Source organism: Elusimicrobiota bacterium (assembly GCA_026388075.1).
Lineage (GTDB): Bacteria > Elusimicrobiota > Endomicrobiia > Endomicrobiales > JAPLKN01 > JAPLKN01.
Genome location: JAPLKN010000068.1, coordinates 1 through 24104 on the forward strand (window position 1 = coordinate 1; position 24104 = coordinate 24104).

The 24104-nt window shown below is 39.4% G+C and carries 20 protein-coding genes and 1 rRNA gene; 1 reads left to right on the plus strand and 20 read right to left on the minus strand.

Annotated elements, in window-relative coordinates:
• The 11 genes from NT145_03675 to aspS form a co-directional block, all read right to left on the minus strand.
• Positions 1 to 944, minus strand: a 16S ribosomal RNA gene (locus NT145_03675); the annotation flags it as partial.
• 587 nt (positions 945 to 1531) lie between these two features.
• A complete protein-coding gene (glyS, locus tag NT145_03680) occupies positions 1532 to 3625 on the minus strand; it encodes a glycine--tRNA ligase subunit beta (protein MCX5781792.1) in 2094 nt (697 codons plus the stop codon).
• A 9-nt stretch (positions 3626 to 3634) separates the two neighbouring features.
• Entirely contained in the window at positions 3635 to 4486 is an 852-nt protein-coding gene (locus NT145_03685) for a glycine--tRNA ligase subunit alpha (GenBank protein ID MCX5781793.1), read from the minus strand.
• A 114-nt stretch (positions 4487 to 4600) separates the two neighbouring features.
• The gene (gene recO / locus NT145_03690) at positions 4601 to 5326 is read right to left on the minus strand and encodes a DNA repair protein RecO (GenBank protein ID MCX5781794.1); all 726 of its coding nucleotides are present in this window, start codon (positions 5324 to 5326) and stop codon (positions 4601 to 4603) included.
• 79 nt (positions 5327 to 5405) lie between these two features.
• Positions 5406 to 5918 (minus strand): ORF6N domain-containing protein, encoded by a 513-nt coding sequence (locus NT145_03695; protein MCX5781795.1) that lies wholly within the window; start codon positions 5916 to 5918, stop codon positions 5406 to 5408.
• A 190-nt stretch (positions 5919 to 6108) separates the two neighbouring features.
• Complete coding sequence (locus tag NT145_03700) at positions 6109 to 7371, minus strand: hemolysin family protein (protein MCX5781796.1); 1263 nt, start codon at positions 7369 to 7371, stop codon at positions 6109 to 6111.
• Positions 7368 to 8426 (minus strand): hemolysin family protein, encoded by a 1059-nt coding sequence (locus tag NT145_03705; protein MCX5781797.1) that lies wholly within the window; start codon positions 8424 to 8426, stop codon positions 7368 to 7370. Before NT145_03705 ends, NT145_03700 begins: the two co-directional genes overlap by 4 nt.
• A 229-nt stretch (positions 8427 to 8655) precedes the next feature.
• On the minus strand, positions 8656 to 9039 hold the full coding sequence (ybeY, locus tag NT145_03710; protein MCX5781798.1) for an rRNA maturation RNase YbeY: 384 nt from the start codon (positions 9037 to 9039) through the stop codon (positions 8656 to 8658).
• Positions 9040 to 9076: 37 nt separating this feature from the next.
• On the minus strand, positions 9077 to 10549 hold the full coding sequence (locus NT145_03715) for an HDIG domain-containing protein (protein MCX5781799.1): 1473 nt from the start codon (positions 10547 to 10549) through the stop codon (positions 9077 to 9079).
• 176 nt (positions 10550 to 10725) lie between these two features.
• Entirely contained in the window at positions 10726 to 11673 is a 948-nt protein-coding gene (locus tag NT145_03720) for a PhoH family protein (protein MCX5781800.1), read from the minus strand.
• Positions 11674 to 11825: 152 nt separating this feature from the next.
• Positions 11826 to 13493, minus strand: a complete 1668-nt coding sequence (gene aspS / locus NT145_03725; protein MCX5781801.1) for an aspartate--tRNA ligase — start codon at positions 13491 to 13493, stop codon at positions 11826 to 11828.
• 38 nt (positions 13494 to 13531) lie between these two features.
• Here aspS and NT145_03730 point away from each other — a divergent pair, with 38 nt between their 5' ends.
• Complete coding sequence (locus NT145_03730) at positions 13532 to 13762, plus strand: hypothetical protein (GenBank protein MCX5781802.1); 231 nt, start codon at positions 13532 to 13534, stop codon at positions 13760 to 13762.
• A gap of 29 nt (positions 13763 to 13791) precedes the next feature.
• Here NT145_03730 and NT145_03735 read toward each other — a convergent pair whose 3' ends face one another.
• The 9 genes from NT145_03735 to NT145_03775 all read right to left on the minus strand — a co-directional run bounded on the left by NT145_03735 (position 13792) and on the right by NT145_03775 (position 23638).
• Entirely contained in the window at positions 13792 to 15315 is a 1524-nt protein-coding gene (locus NT145_03735) for an NAD(P)/FAD-dependent oxidoreductase (protein ID MCX5781803.1), read from the minus strand.
• A 227-nt stretch (positions 15316 to 15542) separates the two neighbouring features.
• Complete coding sequence (locus tag NT145_03740; protein ID MCX5781804.1) at positions 15543 to 16292, minus strand: hypothetical protein; 750 nt, start codon at positions 16290 to 16292, stop codon at positions 15543 to 15545.
• Positions 16293 to 16366: 74 nt separating this feature from the next.
• Entirely contained in the window at positions 16367 to 16999 is a 633-nt protein-coding gene (locus tag NT145_03745; protein MCX5781805.1) for a site-2 protease family protein, read from the minus strand.
• 27 nt (positions 17000 to 17026) lie between these two features.
• Complete coding sequence (locus NT145_03750; GenBank protein MCX5781806.1) at positions 17027 to 18025, minus strand: PDZ domain-containing protein; 999 nt, start codon at positions 18023 to 18025, stop codon at positions 17027 to 17029.
• 429 nt (positions 18026 to 18454) lie between these two features.
• Complete coding sequence (locus tag NT145_03755; protein MCX5781807.1) at positions 18455 to 19636, minus strand: hypothetical protein; 1182 nt, start codon at positions 19634 to 19636, stop codon at positions 18455 to 18457.
• A 44-nt stretch (positions 19637 to 19680) separates the two neighbouring features.
• Positions 19681 to 21621, minus strand: coding sequence for a DUF4365 domain-containing protein (locus NT145_03760; protein ID MCX5781808.1), 1941 nt, complete (start codon positions 21619 to 21621; stop codon positions 19681 to 19683).
• Between the two features lie 76 nt (positions 21622 to 21697).
• Positions 21698 to 22348 (minus strand): hypothetical protein, encoded by a 651-nt coding sequence (locus NT145_03765; GenBank protein MCX5781809.1) that lies wholly within the window; start codon positions 22346 to 22348, stop codon positions 21698 to 21700.
• A gap of 540 nt (positions 22349 to 22888) precedes the next feature.
• Positions 22889 to 23410 (minus strand): type II toxin-antitoxin system death-on-curing family toxin, encoded by a 522-nt coding sequence (locus NT145_03770; protein MCX5781810.1) that lies wholly within the window; start codon positions 23408 to 23410, stop codon positions 22889 to 22891.
• Positions 23411 to 23638, minus strand: coding sequence for a helix-turn-helix domain-containing protein (locus NT145_03775; protein MCX5781811.1), 228 nt, complete (start codon positions 23636 to 23638; stop codon positions 23411 to 23413).
• Positions 23639 to 24104 lie beyond the last annotated feature (466 nt).

The following is a 24104-nucleotide window of genomic DNA, read 5'->3' on the forward strand; positions in this document are numbered from 1 at the left end:
GCGCTCGTTGCGGGACTTAACCCAACATCTCACGACACGAGCTGACGACAACCATGCAGCACCTGTCTAGCACCCTCGAAGGCTATACTATCTCTAGTATATGCAGCTAGATGTCAAGCCCCGGTAAGGTTCTTCGGTTAGCATCGAATTAAACCACATGCTCCACCGCTTGTGCGGGTCCCCGTCAATTCCTTTGAGTTTTAGCCTTGCGGCCGTACTCCCCAGGCGGTTCACTTAATGCGTTAGCGTCGACGCGGAAGGGGTCGATACCTCCCACATCTAGTGAACATCGTTTACAGCTAGGACTACAAGGGTATCTAATCCTGTTTGCTCCCCTAGCTTTCGCACTTCAGTGTCAGTATTGGGCCAGTAGACTGCTTTCGCCATGGGTGTTCCTCCCGATATCTACGCATTTCACCGCTACACCGGGAATTCCGTCTACCCCTCCCACACTCAAGCTAGATAGTATCCATGTGCCCTTCCCGGTTAAGCCGGGAAATTTCACCATAGACTTGTCTAACCACCTACATGCGATCCTTCACGCGGCGTCGCTGGATCAGGCTTTCGCCCATTGTCCAAAATTCCCCACTGCTGCCTCCCGTAGGAGTCTGGACCGTGTCTCAGTTCCAGTGTGTCCGTTCACCCTTTCAGGCCGGATACCCGTCGAAGCCTTGGTGGGCCGTTACCTCACCAACTAGCTGATAGGACGTGGGACCATCTTAAAGCGAATTGCTCCTTTTACCCCTTTTCGATGCCGAGTTGTGGTCTTATGGGGTATTAACCCCGATTTCTCGGGGGTATTCCCCACTTTAAGGAAGATTTCCCACGCATTACTCACCCGTCTGCCGCTAGTCTTAGCGGTGTTCTGCTAAAACTCGCTCAACTTGCATGTGTTAAGCACGCCGCCAGCGTTCACTCTGAGCCAGGATCAAACTCTCCATAAAAAAATTTATAGAGGTTCTTTTATTGGCTCTATTAATTACTAAAAAACTACTACAAAGAAATTACTTGAACCCTTTGTTTGCCCCTTACGCCGCCTTCGGCGTCTCAGTCCGTACAGTGAACAGTTAACAGTAACCAATGACCAATTAAGGTCTAAACTAAATAAATTCCTTAACTGATAACTGATTACTGGTAACTGCTCACTGCAAAACTGAGCTGCTGAAAGCAGCGCGGGGCGTTTATCTGCACGCGTTATTTTGGTCTAACTTTAAAGCTAGACACTGTTTTCAATGAACTTATCCCTGTATTTACAGAGAAAAATACAACCTATGCACTTTTCGCACATTTCTGAAAAGAGCAGAAATTGTATAAAACTAAAAAAAATTTGTCAAATATTTATATGATGTTTTTAAAAATTATTTTTTATTGGATTTCAAAAAGCTTTATTTATCGTCGAAGAAACAATTCATTCAATTTTATTCTTCAGTATTCTACCAAACTAAAATAAATTTGTCAAGCATTTAAAACATTTTTATTTTTGAACATGAATTGCATTAACCATCATTTCTTTTTCAAGCAGAAAAAGTTCCTATTTCCCAATGCCCTGGATCAGCGAAAAATCCAAAATATTGTAAAAAGGCTTTAAAAGATAGTTAAGCATTGAAAGGCGATTTGAGCGGATTTTAACATCATCCGCCATAACTAATATTTTTTCAAAGAAATCATCCAGCGATTTTTTTATTAAAACAATTTTTTGAAGCGCTTCCAGATAATCCTTTTTTTCTAACAAGCCTTTTAATTCCGTTTCAATCCTTTTTATGTCCGCATATAAACTTTTTTCGGATTCCTCTTTTAATAAAGTTTCATCTACGCTTTCAGAAAATTGGACACCTGTCTTTGAGGCCTGTTTAAGTATATTTGAAGCTCTTCTAAAAGCAATCATTAACGATTCAAAATCACTTTTACTCCTCATCGTTTTAAGAGCGCTTATTCTCTTTTTCACATCAACAACATCGTCATAGCTTCGTGTAATAACGGCCCTTATTTCATCAAATGCAAAACCCTGATTTTCCAAAACACCTTCAAGCCTTTGTCTGAAAAAATCCATAAGCTGGCCTATTGCTTCTTTGTTCTGTTTTAATTTTTCAGGCAGAATTGAAAAAGCTTTTTCAGTAAGCTCTTTCAAAGAAACATGAAAACTATTTTTTTCCAAAATCCTTAATATTCCGACCGCCATCCTGCGAAGCCCGTATGGGTCATAAGAACCTGTTGGGATTAGTCCTGCGGAAAAATCACCTATTAATGTATCAACTTTGTCAGAAATTGAAAGAAGAATCCCTAAATCAGTAGCCGGCAATTTGCTTTCTGCGTTAATCGGCCAGTAATGCTCTTCAATTGAGCGATATATTTGTTCCGATTCACCGTCTTTTTGAGCATAAATTCTTCCTACTACACCCTGAAGCTCGGGATATTCAAAAACCATATCCGTTACCAGGTCAGCTTTTGACAAATCACATGATTTTTCAATAGATTTAACATCCGCTTTAACGCCTATTAAAGGTGCCAGATACTTCGCTATTTCTTTTACCCGCGATATTTTGTCATATATAGTGCCCAGCTTTTCCTGCAAAACTACCCCTTTCAATTTTTCCACTTTTTCTGAAAGCGGACTTTTTGTATCTTTATGAAAGAAAAACTCTGCATCGTCAAGCCTTGCCTTTAGAACTCTCTCAAACCCTTCACGCACAACTTCGTTATTTTCAGACATCCCGTTTCTTATTCCAAGAAAATAATTAGTCAATTTCCCTTTTGAATCAGAAATTGCAAAATATTTTTGTTTTTTGGCCATGCAGTTAGTTAATATTTCATGAGGCAGTTTCAAATATTTTTCATCAAATGTTCCCACTATAGCCACAGGATGTTCAACAAGACAATTTATCTCATCTAAAAGATTTTCGTCCTTAAGCACTTCCCCTTTTACACGTTTTGACGCGGAATCAATTATTTTTTCAATTACTTTTTTCCTTTCCTGGGCATCGGCTAAAACGCAAGCATTACGCAGTAAATCAATGTATTTTTCAGCTGATCTTATAACAACTTTTTTATTAGCAGAAGAATGCAGGGCGTAAGTGATATTATCAGATTTAACATTTGCAACTTTAATTTTTATCTTTTTTTCGCCGTATAAAGCTGTTAAATTTCTTATCGGACGCGCAAATCTGAAATTTGATGATTCCCAAACCATGCTTTTAGGAAAATTTAAAGTTTTTATAACATATGAATAGCATTCGGCTAAAATCTTTTCGGCTTTTTCACCGTTAATTTTATTTAATACGCACAAATATTCGCCCTTGTCCGTCTTTTTAACTTTTAGCTTTTCTGTTTCAACGCCATATTTTGAAGCAAATCCTTTTGCCGCCATAGTAAAATTATTTTTTTCATCCCGTCCAACCTTAACTGACGGGCCCAGTATCTCATCGCATCTGTCTTCGCTTATTTCCGCCACATCTTTAATGACAAGAGTTAACCGGCGCGGAGTACCGTATACTTTTGTGTCAGAAAAAGCCAGCTGATTATCCCTTAAGAATTTTTCAGCAAGTATTTTCATTTGCTCCAAAGCAGAATTTAAATATGAGGCGGGAATTTCTTCTACACCGATTTCTAATAAAGCATCTTTAACCATTTATATTTCCTATTTTTGATCGGATTCCATCTGAATATAGTTTTCTGCGACTATCCTTGCAAGATTTCTGACTTTCGCAATATAAAATGTCCTTTCCGTTACGGAAATTGCCCCGCGAGCATCCAAAAGATTGAACAAATGGGAGCATTTCATTACTGCGTCATAAGCAGGAAGCACCATTTTCTTATCAATTAATCTTTTGGCTTCTTTTTCCCAATCATTAAAATGGCGTTTCAATAGATCCACATCCGCTTCCTCAAAATTGTAACGAGACCATTGTTTCTCGTCCTCAAGATGAACCTGCCCGTAGGTAATTCCGTCCGTCCAAATAACATCATAAACGCTGTCTTTTTTCTGGGAATACATGGCAAGCCGTTCCAAGCCGTATGTAATTTCCACCGAAATCGGATTAAGGTCAATACTTCCAACCTGCTGAAAATATGTAAACTGGGTTATTTCCATTCCGTCCAGCCAAACTTCCCAGCCGAGTCCCCATGCGCCTAAAGTTGGCGATTCCCAGTCGTCCTCAACAAAACGAATGTCATGTTTTTTAGGATCCAGCCCTATTGCTTTTAGGCTTGCCAGATAAGTTTTTTGTATATCCGAAGGGGCCGGTTTAATGATAACCTGATACTGATAATAATGCTGAAGCCTGTTAGGATTTTCCCCGTATCTGCCGTCGGTAGGACGGCGAGACGGCTCAACATACGCTACAGCCCAAGGCTTTGGGCCAAGGCATTTCAGAAAAGTTGCGGGATTAAATGTTCCTGCTCCTTTTTCAAGGTCATACGGCTGCCATATAAGGCACCCTTGACGGGCCCAAAATTTTTGAAGCGTCATTATAATTTCTTGAAAAGTCATTTGATTTCCTTAAAATCGCCACCAGCAACCGGCTACCGGATACCAGTAAAAACGAAAGTTCAAAAATATTTCCCGTCGTTCCCGGTCACTGGTCGCCGGTCGCGTTGGCTGTTTTTACTCTGTCGCAATAATTTTTTCACAAAATTCTTTTGAGCAAAGTTTTCGCGGCAGATACATGCTTAGATAGCTGTCTATCGCCTGTTTTATATTGGTTTCGATACGAGATTCCAAAGGAAAAAGCTTATCCACGTCTTCTCCGGGCATGTTTGAAAGTTTTCCTATCAGCTCTCGTTCCGGATTATTTACCAGGTGCTTGTTCCGTTTCAAAAACTCCGTAAAACTATACCCCGAAAGATTCAAGAACCGCAGGACAAACGCCGAAAAAATTCTCCAGGGATATTTTGATGTTTCCAATAAATTCCAAGTTCTTGAAAGAAGCTCGTATTTGCGCGCATTCTCGCTGTTAAAAGGGGTTAAAACATCCATGATTTCCGCACAGTACTGAGCTATTGAAAACCTGCGCCAGTCACAAAAAAGTTTTGTAAAACTATTAATTGCTTTTGCGCCTGTTACTTTCGGCCTCAAATAACCGTTTTTTGCATATACCAGAAACTCGTTTTCTCTTATCGGTTCAGCCGCCCAGGCTAATTTTGCCTTTATCTTTTTTGCTCCCGGAACAACGGCAGAAATCTTACCCCACTCGTGGGTGTAAACAGTTATTATTTTATCCGCCTCAGCGGAAATCTGCGATTTAAGAACAAGGCCTTTTATGTGGTAATACATTTCAACCTCAACTGCGTATTCTCGTGCTCTATTACTGCTTGGGGTCAGACCCCACATGCAGGTAAGCAAATTTCCAAGGGTCTGACCCCAAATAGTCTTTTATCCGTGCTAAATGTAAAGACCCCGTCTTGCTGGGTTATTCTCTTGTAAAACCCTTTATCGTTAGCGGTTTATCCGGGCCGGAGAGAAGAAGACTTCTGAGCGCATCAAAAACGATTTTAAAGTTGTTGTCATATTTCTTTTCCATTTCCTCAATCTTGTGCCAAAGGTCATGGTTGCTCATGAGCAATTGTCTCAATTTTACGAAAGCCCGCATAATCTGAATATTAACTAGCACCGCTCTTTTACTCCTCAAGACTCCGGAAAGCATCGCCACACCCTCCTGTGTAAATGCATACGGAAAATATTTGGAATGCTGTCCTCTCTTTAAGATTCCAATTTGGAATCTTAAAGATTCATATTCTTCTGAGTTTAATTGAAACATGAAATCCGCAGGAAAGCGTTCTATATTCCTCTGCACAGCTTTGTTTAAATTGCCCGTTGTGACTTCATATAATTCTGCTAAATCCCTGTCAAACATCACCTTTTTGCCGCGGATTACATAAATCTTGCTTTCAATCTGTTGTACGGTTAGTGTCTTGGCCATCATTCCTCTCTCTATATTGTTTTCAATATCAGGTTCAGCACAAGATTTGCTTTGCCGCTATCGGCCAATGCGAGCCCCTCTGTTTAAGGTGCCATTTTGGCACCTTTGCCAACCCAACCATATCCACAAGTTAAATGCCTTTGTCGTAACTCGTAAACACATAAACCAGTGAACTTTTGAACGCCTTTGTTTTTTATATCAATTTCTTTAATCGGATTCGCAAAACTTTTTTCTTGTCGGCATCAACTATTTCAATTAAAAGATTGTCCCATCGGATAGTATCTCCCTGTTTCGGAATTTTTCCGAATAAATCCAAAACCCATCCGTTTATAGTGCTAAAATCACCCGCCGGCAGATTAAGTTTCAGTTCGCTGTTTACGTACATTAATGACTCAACGCCTTTAATTAAATGAAAACCGTCAGGCAAAGATATTATCCGTTTTTCCTGAATATCGTACTCATCCCAGATTTCACCGACAACTTCCTCAACAATGTCTTCTATCGTAACGAGTCCCACGGTTGAACCAAATTCGTCCACAACCAATGCCATATGATTATGTGAAGTTTTAAAATCTTTTAAAACACGGTCTATGTACGCTGTTTCAGGAACAAATGTTGCGGGCCTTATCAGATCCTCAATTAAAAACAAAGAACCGTTTCTCCAAGCAAGGGCGAGATCCCTACTATAAATAATTCCTGCAATATTGTCAATATTTCCTCTATATACGGGAATCCGTGAATATTCTTTATCAATAATCTGCTCAATTATTTTATCTTTATCTTGATTAAGGTCCACCGCTTGTATCTCGCTTTTCGGCACCATAACCTGGCTAATCCTTGTTTTCCCGAAATCAAGAATATTTTTTATCATATGCCTCGCACTATCAGGCAGAGGAAGGATATCTTTTGAAGAAAGCAGAAATTTTAATTCTTCGGGTTTCAAAAATGTGTCTTCATTAAGAACTTTCTGCCCAAAAATGCCTAAAATATTCTCTGAAATTGAAAGCAAAAATCTGTTAACAGGTTTAAAGCCCTTGTTGATTATAAAAATTAAAGGCATTCCCCAAATTGCCACTTTTCCAGGCATGTATCTTGCGGATATTTTTGGTATTATCTCGCCAAAAAAGAGTATCACTAGTGTTATTGAAACGGGAAATACCACAAGAATAATTTCTCTTTGAAATCCCAAAATATCTATGAAATCCAACGATAATGAAGTCGCCAGCACGCTGGCGCCTATACTAACAAGGTTATTGCCCGCAAGAAGTGTTGATATAATATCATTAGGCCGTCTTTCCCAAAACTCGAATTGCTCCCTCAAGCCGGCAAATCTTTCCTTAAGCTGTCTCAAGGAAATGGAAGAAAGGCTTGTTAATGCCGTTTCCGTCCCTGCAAAAAACGCCGAAAAGCATATCAGCAGAAATAAAATAATGAATTTTATTATTATAAAAATCATTGCTGTTTAATGTCCTTTTTTAACTCGCACTCAGTTTCATTTTCAATATTTAATTCGCATTCGCTTAATATTTCGCCCACTATTTCTTCCAGAATATCTTCCAGCGTAACTAATCCCAGCAAATTTCCTAAAGAATCCTCAACAAACGCCATGTGCGTCTGCCCGGACTGGAACTCCTTAAGCAAATCATGGACTTTTTTGTCTTTGCTTATAAAATACGGCGGGCGTATAAAATCTTTTGAAAATTTACCTTTATTATTTCTCCACGCCCAAAGCACATCTTTTGTGTAGACAAATCCTATTATTTCATCTATTTTATTACCATGCACAGGAACCCTGCTCCGCCCGGTTTCAACTGCAAGATCTAAAAACATTTCCTCGTCTTCGTCAAATTTAACGGACTCAATCTTATCAACCGGCCTCATAATTTTTTCAACATTTAAATTCCCGAGATTAATTACTCTTTCCAGCATCTGCGTCGTTTCTTTTCCCAGCATCCCGGCATGAGTAGCCTCGGAAATCAAAGTCTTGACCTCTCCTAGGCTTAAATACGCAAGTCTGCCGATTGGCGGAAGAATATCCGTTCTAGGGAATAAAAAGCGCACTATTTTCTTAAATGGATAAATAAAAGGTCGTGTTATATGCTCAATTTGATGTAATATCGGCAACGAAATAATGGTCATTTTCTCAGGATTTAGCCTTGCGTATATTTTGGGAGTCAGCTCGGAAAATACTATTAGAAATGTGGTTGTAATAAGCCATGTAGAAAATTCTACTACAGACCTGTCTAAAAAACTAAAAATCTGAATCATTATAAGAGTTGAAACGAAGCCGGCCGTAAAATTTGTAACGGTATTGCCTACAAGGATAGTTGTTAGAAGATAATAAGGGGAATGAAGCCATCTTTCAAGGGGAGCAGAAAGCGATTTGTTTATCGCTATCAGTTTTTTTATCTTGTATTTTGATAGTCTTGTAATAGCTGTCTCGGATGCTGACCAGAAAGCGGAAAGCAAGAACAAAAAAACGAGCGCGAGCAATCCTAAGAAAATAAGCATATGCTGACCTTCATACAGGTAATGAAATTTTGGCTGAGGCGATTTTTGTGCGAAACAAAGGAATATTTTTCGCAGCGTAGCCGCAGTGCTACGTTAGAAAAATATTCTAAAGTTGCAGCCAAAAAGCGCCCAACCCCTTCGGGGAGACGCATCTCTGGACATTTGCTGCGTCGTTCGTCGCTTATGTGCCGCTGCGGGCACACCGCGCTCCTTTCTCCTTGCATATGTTTCATATATGTGTCTCCAAAGTTCCATTACCTGTATGAAGGTCAGCGAATATTTTATCCTGTTTTGCAAACATTTTTAGCCTGTCTTTGGGTGTATAATCCTTATAATCCAAAAGATGAAGTATTCCGTGTATAACGAGATAAGAAAGTTCCTTTTTCCAATCGTGATTAAATTGCACTGCCTGCTTTTTTGATCTTTGTTCAGCTATGTAAATGTCCCCCTCAAGCGGGGACGAACTCAGCTTAAATGAAATTATGTCTGTAATCCGGTTTACTTTTCTAAAATTTTTGTTCAGGATCTTTATTTTTGCATCCGAAACCAAAACAACATTGATGTTTGCTGAGACGATTTTTGCTTTTGACAAAGTTAATTTTCCGGCTTTCAAAAGCCAGGGAACAACTTTTTTTGAAAAACCGAAATAATTAATCTTGTTTTTTGTGTAAATCTGGGGTATCCTTATATTTAATTCTGGCGTGATATATCCCGCCGAGCGTTAATACCATGCTTTCGGCGATAGTACTAAGGTCATGCAGAGTTATCGGGCATTCCGAAAACTGCCCGTCAATAAATTTATTATTAATAACTTTTTCAACCGCATCCTTTAGCTTGCCCGCCGAATGATCTTCCAAAGTCCTTGAAGATGCTTCAACGGCATCGGCAATCATTAAAATTGCGGTCACCTTGCTTCTCGGCTTTGGCCCCGGATAGCGAAAAGTTTCATTCTTTGTTTCCGGGCTTTGTTCAACCGCCCGATGATAAAAATAGTGCATTAAAGACGTGCCGTGATGTTCCTGAATGCAGTCAACAATTGCCTTGTCAAGTTTATATTGTTTAGCAAGGGCAACTCCTTCTTTTACGTGCGACGAAATGATCAGTCCCGACATCGGCGGCGTCAGGGTAGTGTGAGGATTTTCGCCTACTTCTTGGTTTTCAATAAAATATTCAGGATGAGAAAGCTTGCCGACATCGTGATAATAAGCGCCGACCCTGGCTAAAAGGGAGTCTTCGCCGATTGCTCCTGCTGCCTGTTCAGCCATAGACGCAGTGATAAGCGAATGATGGTAGGTTCCCGGCGCTTCAACCATAAGCTGTTTTAAAAGAGGCTGGTTAAAATCGGCAAGTTCTAGTAATTTTATGTTGGTTACGCGCGAAAAAAATATCTCAAGGTACGGAAGAGTAACCAAAATCAGTATCGCACAAGTAAACCCGCCCAAAATTCCCCAACCGATGTTTATTCCGAGCGTAATTACGGGCCAGAGCTTGAATAAATGTATTATCATAACGGCAAGCACATTCGCTGCCGTTATTTTTAAACCAAGCTTTATAATATTGCCTCGGTTCCTTATGGTTGAAATAAAAACTATGCCTGTTACAGAGCTTATCAGATGAATTAAGAAATATTCAAAGCTGAAATTATTCAAAACTGCCAAAATAAGGCTTAAAATTATTCCTGAAATGATCGCCAGGCGAATAGAAATAAGCAGCCCGACTAAAACAGCAAAAGCCGCGACCGGCGTTGCTATAGGTGAAAGCCATTCTTTAAAAAGCTCCATTAATAAAATGGCGCTTACGAAAATAACACCCAAGAGTATTATGGATTCCGAATCATTTACAATGTCTTTTTCTACCTTTGTCAAGTAAAGCACGAAAAAAACAAAAATTATTCCGATAAAGATTACAAGTCCGATAATATTTGTCCAGGAAAAACCTATTTCAAATAGCAATACCAGAAAAAAAACGATGATACTAACCGTTGAAACAAGATAAGGCGGAAGTTTTATTTCCTTATTGAGAATATTTTCCTTATTCCTGGTCACGGCTTTTTTCTGAGGAGATTTTTCCAGCGTTTTCAGGATTTTTTCCAAAACCTTTTTAACAGGTGCTCGCCAATTCATAAGTTTTTATCCGCCTTCATTCATGTCCAAATTAAACAGTATTACTTGACGATATACAGAATTTGAAATTTATATCTGCCCCCCTCACCTCTTTCCTCTTCCCTTAGGAGTAAATCCTAAGGGTCCAAAACCTCTCCCTCGAGGGGAGAGGATGAAAGGTGAGGGTGAGAGTGGCTTCATCTCTCATCCCTTTTGTCCCAGGTTTCGTATGCTTCAATAATTTTTTTCACTAAATCGTGCCTTACAACGTCTTCTTTTGAAAAATGAATAAATTTTATCCCGGGAACGCTGCCTAAAATTTTTTCAGCCACTACAAGGCCTGACCTTATTTTTGAATCAAGGTCAATTTGCGTAATATCACCCGTAATCATAGCCTTAGAACCGCACCCAAGACGCGTTAAAAACATTTTCATCTGCTCAGGGGTAGTATTTTGAGCTTCATCAAGAATAATAAAAGCATCGTCTATTGTTCTTCCTCTCATATAAGCCAAAGGAACAATTTCAACCGTTTCTTCTTCTCGGAAATAACGGAACTTTTCAGGGCCGAGCATCGTATAAAAAGCATCGTTAAGCGGTTTTAAGTAAGGATTAATTTTTTCATAAAGGTCCCCGGGCAAAAAGCCCAGCCGCTCGCCTGCCTCAACTACCGGCCGAGTTATAACAATTCTAGAAACTTCTCCCATTTGAAGAGCTCTTAAAGCGCAGGCAACCGCTAGAAAAGTTTTGCCTGTTCCTGCCGGGCCTATCCCTATAACTAAATCGTAATCTGTAAATGCGCCGATATACTTTTCCTGCATTTCGGAACGGGGTTTAATGTGCTTCCCTTGAAAAGTTATGTATAAGGAATCCCCTAAATTGGCCCCTTTGCTGTGTTTGGCTGTTGCTTTTTCAACATTTACGGTTTCAACCCTTTGTTCCCTGGCGCTTTCTATTTCGCCAATAGCTTTATCAACTTTTGAACCGGAACCCCGAACAACAACAGAAAAATCGCCGGTTGAGCCCCCCTGGCGGACAAAAACCTGCACTCCGTATTTTCCTTCAATCCGCCTTAAATTTTCATCCTGCTGGCCCAAAAGATGAATTACTTCATCGGGACTTTTTAAATATATTTTTTTCGTTACCATTTTTAACACCTGTTACCAGCAACCTGTCCTCGACCCATAGGCTCTCGAGTCCATAGGACTCTATGAGTCCGAGGATCTATGGACCGAGGGCCACCAGTTACCAGTCAAAGCTCTTGCCTTTACTGGTCGCTGGTTTCCGGTCACCGGTCGCGTTATTTCTCCCTCGCTATTCTATCCGGAGCGGGGCCTGTTGCAGGCGGCGGCATTTTGGATTTAACTTGAATGCCGAGCTCTTTAAGCTGTTTATCAGCAACCACATCCGGCGCTCCCGACATCGGGCATACTGCTTTTTGCGTTTTTGGAAATGTTATTACTTCACGAATGGATTCCTCGCCTAAAAGAAGTGCGCAGAACCTGTCCAAGCCAAGTGCGATCCCTCCGTGTGGCGGCGCGCCAAACGAAAGCGCGTCCAAAAGAAATCCGAATTTTTTCTTTGCGTCCTCTTTTGTTATGTTAAGCACGGAAAACATTTTTTCCTGCACTTTTTCCTGGTGTATTCTTATTGATCCGCCGCCAAGTTCCACTCCGTTTAAAACAATATCGTATGCCCTGGCGCGCGCTTTTTTTATGGTATTGTTATCTGAACTCTCAAGCAAAGATATATCTTCAAGTTTGGGCGAAGTAAACGGATGATGCATCGCAACCCACTTTTTGTCCTCTTTGTCCCAGTCAAGCAGAGGAAAATCCACTACCCACAAAAATTCAAACTTTTCTTTATCAATTAAATTCTGCTGTTTGCCGATTTTTAAGCGAAGCGCGCCAAGCCCCTGGGCAACAACTTCCGGGACATCCGCTAAAAATAGCAGCAGGTCGCCCGTTTGCGAGATGAACTTTTTTTGTATTGTCTGAAGGTCCTGGGCAGAAAAAAACTTTACGATATTTGATTCCGGCCCTTTATCAGTTATTTTCATCCAGGCAAGGCCTTTTGCTCCGAATTCACCCACAAAAACGGTAAGAGCGTCAATTTCAGAACGCGAAAACTTTTCGCCTCCCTTAACGCACAGCCCTCGCACCACTCCGCCTTTTTCTATAGCCTCTTTAAACACCTTAAATCCGCAGTTTTTTAATTCTTCGGTAAAATCGACTATCTTAAAATCAAACCTTGTATCCGGCTTGTCCGATCCGTACTTTAGCATCGCTTCGGCATAGGGCATTCTTGTAAACGGCGTTTTAATTTCTTTTCCTAAAACATTTTTAAAAACGCCTGAAATAAGCCCTTCAATAACGGACATAACATCTTTTTCTTCAACAAAAGACATTTCAAGGTCAACTTGCGTAAATTCAGGTTGGCGGTCGGCTCTTAAGTCTTCGTCGCGGAAACATTTTGCCATCTGAAAATATTTATCAAATCCGGCAACCATATGTATCTGTTTGAAAAGCTGAGGCGACTGGGGTAAAGCGTAAAATGTTCCGGGGTTTAGACGCGATGCAAGGTAGCGATATTTCAAACGCATCTCTTCGGAAGTTTCGGTATAATCGGATATTTCAAAAGGAAGCCCGGGACACTGGTTTATTATTTCTAGTTCTTCGGTTACAACTTCTACTTCGCCGGTAGGAAGATTTGGATTTTCAGTGCCGGCAGGCCTTTTTCGGATCGTGCCTACTACTTTTAGTACAAACTCGCTTCTTAGCTTTTCTGCCTGGGCAAATATTTCTTTCTTTTCCGGTTGGAAAACCACCTGTAAAAGCCCTTCGCGGTCCCTGAGGTCTATAAAGATTACTCCCCCGTGATCCCTTCGTGAATGCACCCAGCCGAAAACAGCCACTTTTTTCCCGATGTCTTTAGCGCTAAATTTCCCGCAATAGTCAGTTCTTTGCATTTAAATGTCCTTTATTATTAAATTTTATTTATAAAAGAATGAAATATAATTTACCAAAAATTGAAGATATAGTAAAGGACTTTTTTCTTTGCAACGAATATTTAGCAAACGAGATATTGCGCAACCTTAAAGTGAGTCCTCCGAAACTATTTCATCAATACGGCTGCCTGTCCGCCGACTTGTCCTGCGAAGTTGCGGCATCAATACAGCGGATAGCTGTGTTTATTGATGAAATGTTAGTGCAGGAGGACCAAAAATTGAAGATATAGTAAAGGACAAGCTGGAAAGTTGACTGCCTTTATTTTGAATGGTCGCGTTTCAGGACTAATTTAGATTCTTCTATGCCATGTATTTTTTTGGCGCATTTTACGCCGGCCATAACTGCGCCGGGAACGCCGCCTATCTGGCTTGCCCAGCAGGACCCGATAAATAGGTTTTTTATCGGTGTTTCTATATTTGTGCTGATAGCGCTTTTGTAAAATTTCTTTTCGGGATTCCAGCTCCAGGCGGAGGTCGCGCCGTCTGTGTTTCCCGTATAACGCTCATACGTCAGGGGCGTCGCCATATCGCTGAACTCAATAAACTTATCAAGTCCCGGTATCACTTCCGTTGCCTTCTTGATAAGCGCAATCTTTACTAATTCCTTTAACAGCATATATTTTGACTTGTTCCCCCCTCCCCAGTTGTCTTGCCAATGAAAGGGAGCGATGGCTTGGATCATAAGCGACGATTTCCCTTCAGGAGCAAGCTTAGAATTGTTCTGGGAAGGCGAAAAAAGAGTTACTCCGGCCTTTTCAAAATATTTCTGATCGGAAGGGTCCAGCTTTTCCGCGCCTTCTTGTTCATCCATTATTGCGACGTGAGGCAGTTTCATATATTTCGCGAGTTCCGCGTTTGAAATAGAAAGCCCCAGATATACCGTAACGAAACCTTCCGAAACCGCGCTCTTCTGAATTTTTTCCACAAAACGCTTGCGCAAAAGCGACTTGTCGTCAAGGAGTTGAAGGAAAGTTTTTTTATAATCCATTGCGGAAATTACATAATCCGCCTCAATTGAATGTCCCCCGGCGCTAACACCGGCAACTTTGCGATTTTCGGTGATGATCTTATCCACTTTCTTTCCGAGGTTTAGTTCTCCGCCAAGCTTCCTGAAGTTGTCTGCCAGAGCGTCCGCCCACGACTGCATTCCGTCTTCAACGTGCCAGTAGTCAAGAAATAATCCCGCCAGCATTCCTCCCAGAAAAAACACCGGCATCTCGGGATATCCCAAAGACCTTAAAGCCCTGTAGAGACTGTTTCGGTATCCTACTCCCTGGGCCGTAAATTCGCCAAGCTTCATTTTTGAGTATTTGATGTATAGATAGATCAATTTGAATATAGCGGGAATGAGGAGAATATTTTGGGGAAAACCCTTGTTTCCTGACATCAACTCCTCAAAAGTTGAATACATAAAGTCAGTCTTTCTAAAATAATTTTTCAGTTCTGCGCTGTATGCGGGATAGCCTTCCAGGAACGCTTGTTTGAATTCTTCGTAAGTCTGTGGCGCGGCATAGAATTTGTCTGTCTTTATGGCCATAAAGTAGCGTACAAACTTAACCTTGTCGTAAACGCCGATCTCTTTCATTACCTTGAATATCTGTGCAGAACTCTCAAAGGCAAGCGTGCCGCTTTCAAAATAGAAGCCGTTTTTCTTGAATCCCGCTACATACCCGCCTGGAAGCAAGTGGGATTCAAAAATAGTAACCTTATGGCCCTTTTTTAAAAGAAGATTTCCGGCGGTAAGCCCGCCGATGCCCGCGCCGATTATTATTACTTTGGCCATAAATTCCTCCGAAGATTAAAGACTGTGATTAGTAGTAAGCTCGAACAACTTAGAGATTATTTTAGTATTTTCGGAAAGGTTTTTAAAGCCGCGAATGCGCCCCCGCTGTATTGATTCTGACTTGCCCCTATGTCTTGATTTCGGAGAAATCATAGGGGAAGAATCAAGCGGGGTACCCAAACTGTGTTTAAGGTTACTTTAGTATTCGAAAACGTAGCCCTATTCTTTTATTTTATTGTTTTTTTAAGCAATGTTTCCATATTCTTCTGGTCAGATGTATCCAATTCCTCAATAGCTTTGTTCCTATTGCCAATATTCGATACTATTTTTAGATCTCTTATGATTAATGGAATGATACATATCAATGCAATAGATACTCCTAATACCACCCCCCATATGCTATGAATCAACAAGCCGCACAGCATAAAGGCTGCAAATGCTGCCACTACCATATAGCCTTGCGGAAACGACAAGTCGAGAGATTCTATTGGCACTTCTTTTATCGTTAACGGAAAATACTTATTTATCTCTTGAACAATAATTTCTGGATCTTTTTTTGAAGCAAAGAAAAGATAAATGAGAATTTTATTTTTGCGCTTATCTCTAAAAATATCCTTTTTAGGAATTATTGCGAGTTCTTTGCTTTTACCATTTTTTATGATTCCTAAAGCAGTCACTTGATCCCATAAAATACTTCCCCTGCCTCTAAAAAAGTCATTATAAGTCAACCCCTTATTGTTTATTTTTAAAAGCGGTTTATGCTTTAATGCTGAACTAACTAATGCTATGGCAATAAAAATATTTACTAGAAGCACAAACCACCCCAGCCAAGAAAGCAAAGGGCTGATCTCTTGCAGTCGTTCATTATAAATAATATACCTGAAAAAAATTATGCCAAACACAAAGAAAAATAATGCAGATAAAAGCATCTTCGTTTTACTCGGATAAATCGCAAAATCTGAATTTGTCTCATTCATAGATCGTTCCTCTAAGTCTATGGTGCCATAGCCGCGCCGATTATTATTACTTTAGCCATAAATTCCTCCGAATGTTAATGAAATAAGCCGAGCAAAAGAGAGATAAAACCATCCACCAGATTCATCATGAACACTATCACCGGATTGAGCATTCCCGTGAAAAGCAAAAATATCAAAATATAAAAGCCGTACGGCTCAAGCCGGGCCAGGTTTTGCTGCGCTTCTTCCGGCAGAAAACTCATTACGACTTTTGAGCCGTCCAGCGGGGGTATCGGGATCAGGTTGAAGGCTCCCAGGATAACGTTGATCTTCGCGAGCAGTTGAAGGATAGCCGATAACGCGGGGTTCGAAGCCACCACGCTCAGTTGCAGCAGAAACATTGCGATAATGGCTATAAGGATGTTCGCCGCGCACCCCGCCAGAGCTACGACAAACAAGCCCAGCCTGGTGTTGCTCAGATTATCATAATTCACCGGCACCGGTTTCGCCCAACCGAACCCGACTAAAAGGAGCATAATAGCGCCTATCGGATCAATGTGCGAGATCGGGTTCAGCGTAAGCCGGCCGTAACGGTATGCCGTGTCGTCACCAAATAGGTATGCCGACCAGCCGTGAGCGACCTCGTGGAAAATGACGGAATATAAAAGCAAAAAAGCCAGTATAAGGAACACGGCCGGATTAGACTGCAGAAGTGATAATAGTCCCACAAAATTCTCCTTGCCTCAGCAACCCTACTATCTCTTTTCAATAGTTATTTCAACAACCCTGATATTTGATCTATCAAGGGTTGGCAGGTGCGGTTTTTGTAGCTTCCATGCCTCGTACTCGGCGTAGTTATAGGTAGTGGTTCTACCCCCATCCTTAGTAATGCCTTTGGGCTTGGGCGCTCCGCGTGTGTATTTTTCATCCGCGGCCCATTTTATCACTTTCAGCTTTACCGCCGCAGGGCTTCCCTTAACTTTACTTAAACCATCATCCTTGCCTGAGACTTGTTCTCCGTTAACTTCGGTAATTACGTCGGGATATTTGATCCCCGCGAGAAAGGCAGGGCCGCCTTCTCCGACGCCCAATACAAGCATGCCGCCGGTTATTCCAAGCGCTTCCTTTTGCTTTCCGGTTAGTTCCGCAACGCTCATGCCCAGCATGGGATAGAATTCCGTTTTTATCCCGGTTGCCATTTCCTTGAGAGTGTACAGCGCGTCGATAAGGTCTTTTGCCGCGCCTTTATCTTTAGTTTTTATAACTAATTCTTCCCAGGTCCCGCCGTGATTCATCCACACATCTACCCAGATATCCACCAGAAACTGTATCTTTACAACATCCTTAAAAGGTATTATCACAAGTTTTTCCTGCGGAGTTTCTTTAGTCCAGGGTTCGATTGTGCTGCTTGCGGTACTTATCCAGCTCCAGCCGTACCAGAAACCGCCTGTAGTAGAGGTTACTCTTTCCCCTTTTTGCGTGGTAACCCATTTCAGCTTGGCTCTTAAGCCGTATTTGTCGATATCGAGCTCGCTTGGGACCATCCCTTCAAACATTAACCTGTTCTGAATATTTTTGACGTTTGCCACGGCCTCTTCAACCGAAGAAAGTATTCTGGGCTTGTAAAAAATCCATTCGGGCTCCGGCGCAGTCCAGATGCTTTTAACTTCTGCCGGCTCTTGAACTGTTCTGACACCATAGCGAACACAAGAAGCGCACAGCAGAAACGGCATTATAATTAATCCCAAAGTCATTTTTTTCACGACAACCTCACTTTTGCTCAGATTTTACTAAATCGGAGCCCCTGTGCCTAGTTCTCGTCTGTCCTTGCATTTAGTTTCCGTTAGGAAACTTCAATGGAGTGAGAACTACAGGGGCGACACTGCCCCTATTACTATTTTCCAAAATTATGATTAGATTATTTTAGTATTTTCGGCAGGGTTTTGAAAGGCGAAGTGAAACTGAGCTATCAGCAATCAGCTGTTAGCTTTCAGCCTGATACAAAAAACCAAAGTTTTGTCATTGCGACCCTGAGCGAAGTCGAAGGGGAAGCAATCTCAGATCCACTTGTCATTCCCGTGAAAATGGGAATCCAGTCTTTGTCGTAACCCGTAAACTCGTGCCTGCCCGCCTTGGGCGGGAACTCATCACTCATTACTGTTTTTGGGGGCCTGACACGGATTCTAATTAATAGAAATATTAATATGCCTAGTTAAAATATCATTTGTTATAAAAAATTCTCCCCATTCGGGCGTTTGCATTAAGTTTTCTCCAAGAAAGATGTTTGGTAATACTGCTATTAGACTTATTTCCACATTATTTTTATTTTTTGTTGCTGTTTCAACCCATTCCCGCATATCTTTATCATATTCTCCAGTAAAAATTGAACCATCCCATATTTTGGTTTCCATGCGCTCTTTTTCAACGTTAATACTAACTTCTTCTATCCAACTCGCATCACTAATTTCAAAAAAAGGCCATAATTGAAATAGATAAATCTTGGGAGACATTCCATTTGGGCTATACCCTATACTAACAATGCCACACTTTTTAGTTTCATTTAAGTCGTCCTCATCAAAATAAGTAAATATTAGCCATAAGACTGCGTTTTGAATCTCCTGCAATACAAACAAGCTCTCCATAAATTTATCTTTGGATATTGTTATTTTCCCGTCCATTGAATATACGCATTCATTTTTCAATCTATATTCATTATGGCCAATGGTATTCCGAAGGTCTTTGTTATAAGCCTTTTCAATTATTTTCTTTATTTCAGGGAATGATTTTGTACCGGAAATTATATTTTCAATAATTTTACCTTTTATTAATTTCCCTTTGGTATCTCTGAACTTATTTAAATCTGAATCATAGGAACCTTTCATAATAATATTTATTAATTGAAACAAAAATATGAGAACAAATTCAATTTCATATTTCTGTTGATAAAAATATATTATTTTGTGATTTATAATTTTAGAAATATTTTCGTCAAATATCTCAATACTATTATGAAATTGATTTTTAAATTTTCTATGAATATCCTCCGTTTTAACAAAACTTGCCAATTTCTCCATTTCTATTGCATTTTTTTTGGCTATTTTAAACAAATCTGAAATCTCATCGATATATTTGCTCGAGTTTCTAGCCCATCTTATAAAATAGTATAACTTATGTCGATAATAATTATACGCCTTTGTATTTTGCTTTCCAAGCAGAAAATATTCCTTTATTGGGTTTTCGGGTCGTTTATTAGTTTCGCATCCGGAATTTATCCAATCCTCATGTCTGCCAAATCGCAAGGTTAGCTCATCAATCAGCTTTTGATCAATAAGTGTTTTATATGTCTGAAATACATTCTGTTTCATTTTCAAGTCCCCTACATTTCCTTCCTGGGTCAAAAACTGGAGCATTATTCAATAATTTTATATGAACCGTCTTCGTTTATCAATCTAATTATTCTGGATTCTTTATTTGCTTTTGACAATTTGATAAGACATTCATTAATAATATTTACAAAAGTAGATTTTTCTTCTGACGACATTTGAATCTGTTTATTTATTTTATCTGACAAACACCTATAAAACGATTCTCCATTAATCTTATATGCCACTGATAATATGTGCGGTAGTAATTCCATATTATCCCTATTATTCATGAGACATATAATTGTATTTGCCCATGATTCGGTATCATTCGGTTGTGATAACCCTGCGATTAGAAATGCAGTAAATGCTTCCTTAAAATTCTTTTTCTTACTTTCAACCACTCCAATATTAAACCAAGCCAATCCACAAAAATAATCAAGTCCTAATGACTTTTTGATTGCTTCCTCAGCCTTTTCTTCTGGAACCTTAGTTATATCAGCCGGTTCAAATGCCTCAAGTACTTTACGACTCTGCTTGTTTATGTTACCCCTCTCTATTATTTTGGATAAAGCCCACTTTTTAAGTATCCATTCCGAGTCAGCACAACCCACTTTCTTTTCATATTCATCAAACAACTCATAAGATTCCAAATAATTGCCTGCAAACATAAGCGCATCCGCTCTTAAAACCAATAAAGATTTGTCGCATCCCAATTCATATGCTTTTTTATAGAATTGTGAAGAACAATTAAATTTATCCAGTAAAAACAATATTCCTGCAATTTCCGAATAAAAATAGTCTCTCTTTTTATAGTTTCCATCATACTTTGCTGCTTTAGAATAATATGATATCGCCTTGTGCTTGCTCGTTCGATTGCCTTGTCTTACTTTATTCGCAAAACTGTAATACCATGTTGCGATTTTACGGTATCTCTTCAACTTTATTTCTTTCTCAACTGCCATTAGAAATAGTCTCTCAAAGGATGTAAATTCCGCAGTACCTAAATCAAGCTCAAATAACAAAAATTGAAAAAATGTAGTTTCAATAAGATCGAAATCCTTTATGTCCGAATTAATTATGTCATCAAATAGTTTCAAAGCAAGATCGTATCTTCTTGATTCCTTTAGGGATATTATTAATAACTTAATAATTTTGGAAATATCAAATTGCGATTTAATTAAATATTTTGAGAATAATTCAGATGCAATCGCATAATGACCTTTACTGCCCAATGCAGCCGCGATTCCGATCATTATTTGATAGGGCAATAGCGAAAGTGCATAGTCACTTCTTCCCTCGGTCTCGAGGTGTAATGAACTACCCATAATTCCCAAAATATCAATAAATACCAAATCCTCACTTATCTCAATTTTGGGCAACGTTGGGTCAATATTCGTTGTTCCACATATTTTTATAGTAGTTTCTTTATTATTAGCTAATATATCTCTTATTGACGATTCTATAAGGCCGCTTGGAGTCGAAAATAGATTTTCTTTATGAAAAAATAATTGAAAAGAAATGGGAAGAGGAATCGAAGAAGATGAATACTGCCGTATAGCGACTATTTGATTCTTAATAATTTCTGCTGTTCCTTCTGACCACTTATCTTTAAAATGTATAGCAATCGTCTTTTTACTGTCTTTCGCATAATACAAATCGATATTGTGAGTCCATAAATAATATAATTCATTAGTATTCGATATATATCTCACAATTAAAACAGGCATGGGCAATGATTTATAATATTTTATAGTCTCAATCTCAAATGGATACCTGACAGGTCCTAATTTCTTTTTGTCAGTTGCTTTTAATTGGACAAAAAACATTAAACCAGTGGAATTGTCATGGTCGTCATATATCTCGATCAGACCATCCAATCCATAGTCTTTTCCAGGATTTCTTAGGTGCCAAGACGATGGAATTGCCTGATATAGAGCAACCCAGCTTTTTTCTTCAAGTTGATGACTTTTAGGTCTTTTAGGCATATTGTTTTGTCAGATTTTGTGACAAGATTATTTTAAACGTCCACCATATTTGTTATTAGTTGATCAGATTCATCTTTTATATTTTTTCTTTTTCTTTAATGCTTTCTATTTCAAAATAACCTTTCCATTCCATAAAACGAGAAACTGTTACAGGAATTTCTTCAAAATCCTCTTCGCAATCTGAATAGCGCACGATTACTGCATTTGAAAACGAACTTTTTTCACTCTCCCTTAGCCAAATATCAAGGTTCAGGTAATATTGTTTGCCCAAACTATCGAAATAACTAATCAATACCTGATGTGTCGCATAATACAAATCCGTTTTTTCATTGTATCCAAATCTTATCACTAAAGGAATAGTCTCTTTTGGGGCAATATCAACAAAGCCAACTCTGGCAGAAATCTCAGTATCTTTGAATGATTTGAAACGAATGATCTTTACATGATATGCAGAACCTGTTCCTATATTCTTAACTCCTGAATAAAAAACTGAACCAAACTTATAATCGCCTGTCGGTGGATAGTCGAAATTAGCAGTAAACAACGAATTTGAAGCGTCAATGGTTTTTACTATGCGGGTTGGCACTAAATATGGCCTTTGAAGTGCTATGCGCTGCTTGTTCGATTCTTTCCATAAAAGATATGTGAACAACGCCATCAAGGATGTTGCAAGCAACATTAGAATATTGGTCATATAAGTTGAAATCTCCTTAAGTAAATTAATCATTTAGCTATCGCATCAAGTTTCTCTAACTTCACTAATTAAATTCGCATGTGCCTTTTCGACAGGTAAGTTTGGATTGAAAAACGAATGAGGTATTTTTGGTGAGCAAATCTGTCCGCCTATGCTAGACATATCATCAAAAAACGCAGTTATTCACCGCATTGATGATATAGCTTCGGCGGATACCCTGAAATTTTATCCCGAAAATATTCCGGGATTACTTGAGGAAGGGTAAATCACTCCCAAATTTATCTTTTTACGATAAGATTTTATCAAAAATGGAACGTGCTTTCAATTAATATTAAATGGTACTGCGAGTGGAAGTTGTTGAACGTAAATCACGCCCAACAGCTTCCACTTGGGTTACTACGTTTATCTTCTTCTCTTCTTCGCTGCTTTTTTTTTGCCTTTTTTCTTTTTTGCCATTCCTATCACCTCCTTGCCCCCGGAACTTCGGGGACGGAATTAACTTTACTGCCTTGTATGTAAAGGACCCCGCCACGGCGGGACTCCATTTAAGAACTTTAAGGAAGTCGCAGGCACTTATTTATTGATCTCTTTTCCTTCTCTGCGATAAGCCTCCTGTTCGGCATTCCTTTTCATTTGCTCTTCATTTTCACTTTTCAAATTTTCAATACGCGGCGGAATTTTTATTAAATATTTCCCAATAAAATTTTTTATTGCTTTCTCAGTTTCATTTTTTGCTTCATTGGGGCTTTGGACAACCCACATTGCAAATTTGTATAAAGCTTCATTATCCACTTTTATCCAATAATTGTTTTTATACAAAAGAAGCATGAGGGAAGTCATTGCAATTCGTTTATTCCCGTTCTGAAAAGGATGGTTTTTATTCATCAAATAAAAAAGCATACTTGCTTTTCCTACCAATCCCTTGTAAAGGCCTTCTCCGCCGAAACTCTGTTGCGGCGTAAGAATGCAACTTTCCAGCCGGTTAGGAAACCGCGTGGAATGGTGAGGAATTGGTTCGTTAAAAGTCATCCACTTCTGAGCTAAACTGACAGCTATATATTCAACTTCTTGAACCGTGATAAACTTGATATTCATTTATTCATTACCGAGTTTTTTTAAGACTTCACCGTAATCTTTGACGGTTTTTTTGACCGCCTCGTCAACCATCTTTTTGTCAACCTCTGTTTCAGCTTTAGGGATTAAATACATTTTCCCGGCCCGATGTGCCTTTATCTGGCCTTTTTTTACCCTTTGGTAAACGCTGATACGGCTTAGTCCAAGTATTTTCGCATATTCTGGTATAGTATAATACTTTTTATCCATTTCATTATCTCCAAAATAAGCATTGATTAATCAAGGCTTATTATTATGTTAACTATTAAGCTACACATTAACATTAGTTAACTATGCACATAGATGTTAACATATAGTGTAATCATTGTCAAGACTATCTTCTATTTCATAAAAACAGACAAGGACAGAAGTCTATTTTCTTCCCACCTTTCCGCCTTTCCGTGTCACCTATTTAGGTTTTTGTCAAGTAAAGACAAAATAATCCCGTTGGTGATTCCTCACTTTATTAAAGACAATATAAAATCTTAATCCAGTTGCCCGTTTTGTTATCAAAAGAAGCTCCGGAAAATCCGGACTTCAGTCACCTATTGGCAGCTCCGCACAAGGCGGACTGCATGATAAAATCGGGCAGCGGTTCCCCAGCTAATCAGACTTAAGAAAGCTATCCTGAAATTAATCAGAACACTTTAGACACGGTTGAGCCCAAGGAACCGCC

Bases quoted from the DNA above. Each gene is read 5' to 3' on its own strand.
- NT145_03775 (MCX5781811.1), bottom strand. From the start codon at position 23,638: ATGGATAAAAAGTATTATACTATACCAGAATATGCGAAAATACTTGGA.
- NT145_03765 (MCX5781809.1), bottom strand. From the start codon at position 22,348: ATGATTAATTTACTTAAGGAGATTTCAACTTATATGACCAATATTCTA.
- NT145_03720 (MCX5781800.1), bottom strand. From the start codon at position 11,673: ATGGTAACGAAAAAAATATATTTAAAAAGTCCCGATGAAGTAATTCAT.
- NT145_03730 (MCX5781802.1), top strand. From the start codon at position 13,532: ATGAAATATAATTTACCAAAAATTGAAGATATAGTAAAGGACTTTTTT.
- NT145_03770 (MCX5781810.1), bottom strand. From the start codon at position 23,410: ATGAATATCAAGTTTATCACGGTTCAAGAAGTTGAATATATAGCTGTC.
- glyS (MCX5781792.1), bottom strand. From the start codon at position 3,625: ATGGTTAAAGATGCTTTATTAGAAATCGGTGTAGAAGAAATTCCCGCC.
- recO (MCX5781794.1), bottom strand. From the start codon at position 5,326: ATGTGGGGTCTGACCCCAAGCAGTAATAGAGCACGAGAATACGCAGTT.
- NT145_03685 (MCX5781793.1), bottom strand. From the start codon at position 4,486: ATGACTTTTCAAGAAATTATAATGACGCTTCAAAAATTTTGGGCCCGT.
- aspS (MCX5781801.1), bottom strand. From the start codon at position 13,493: ATGCAAAGAACTGACTATTGCGGGAAATTTAGCGCTAAAGACATCGGG.
- NT145_03750 (MCX5781806.1), bottom strand. From the start codon at position 18,025: ATGACTTTGGGATTAATTATAATGCCGTTTCTGCTGTGCGCTTCTTGT.
- NT145_03695 (MCX5781795.1), bottom strand. From the start codon at position 5,918: ATGATGGCCAAGACACTAACCGTACAACAGATTGAAAGCAAGATTTAT.
- NT145_03715 (MCX5781799.1), bottom strand. From the start codon at position 10,549: ATGAATTGGCGAGCACCTGTTAAAAAGGTTTTGGAAAAAATCCTGAAA.
- NT145_03740 (MCX5781804.1), bottom strand. From the start codon at position 16,292: ATGAATGAGACAAATTCAGATTTTGCGATTTATCCGAGTAAAACGAAG.
- NT145_03705 (MCX5781797.1), bottom strand. From the start codon at position 8,426: ATGCTTATTTTCTTAGGATTGCTCGCGCTCGTTTTTTTGTTCTTGCTT.
- NT145_03755 (MCX5781807.1), bottom strand. From the start codon at position 19,636: ATGAAACAGAATGTATTTCAGACATATAAAACACTTATTGATCAAAAG.
- NT145_03735 (MCX5781803.1), bottom strand. From the start codon at position 15,315: ATGGCCAAAGTAATAATAATCGGCGCGGGCATCGGCGGGCTTACCGCC.
- NT145_03700 (MCX5781796.1), bottom strand. From the start codon at position 7,371: ATGATTTTTATAATAATAAAATTCATTATTTTATTTCTGCTGATATGC.
- NT145_03760 (MCX5781808.1), bottom strand. From the start codon at position 21,621: ATGCCTAAAAGACCTAAAAGTCATCAACTTGAAGAAAAAAGCTGGGTT.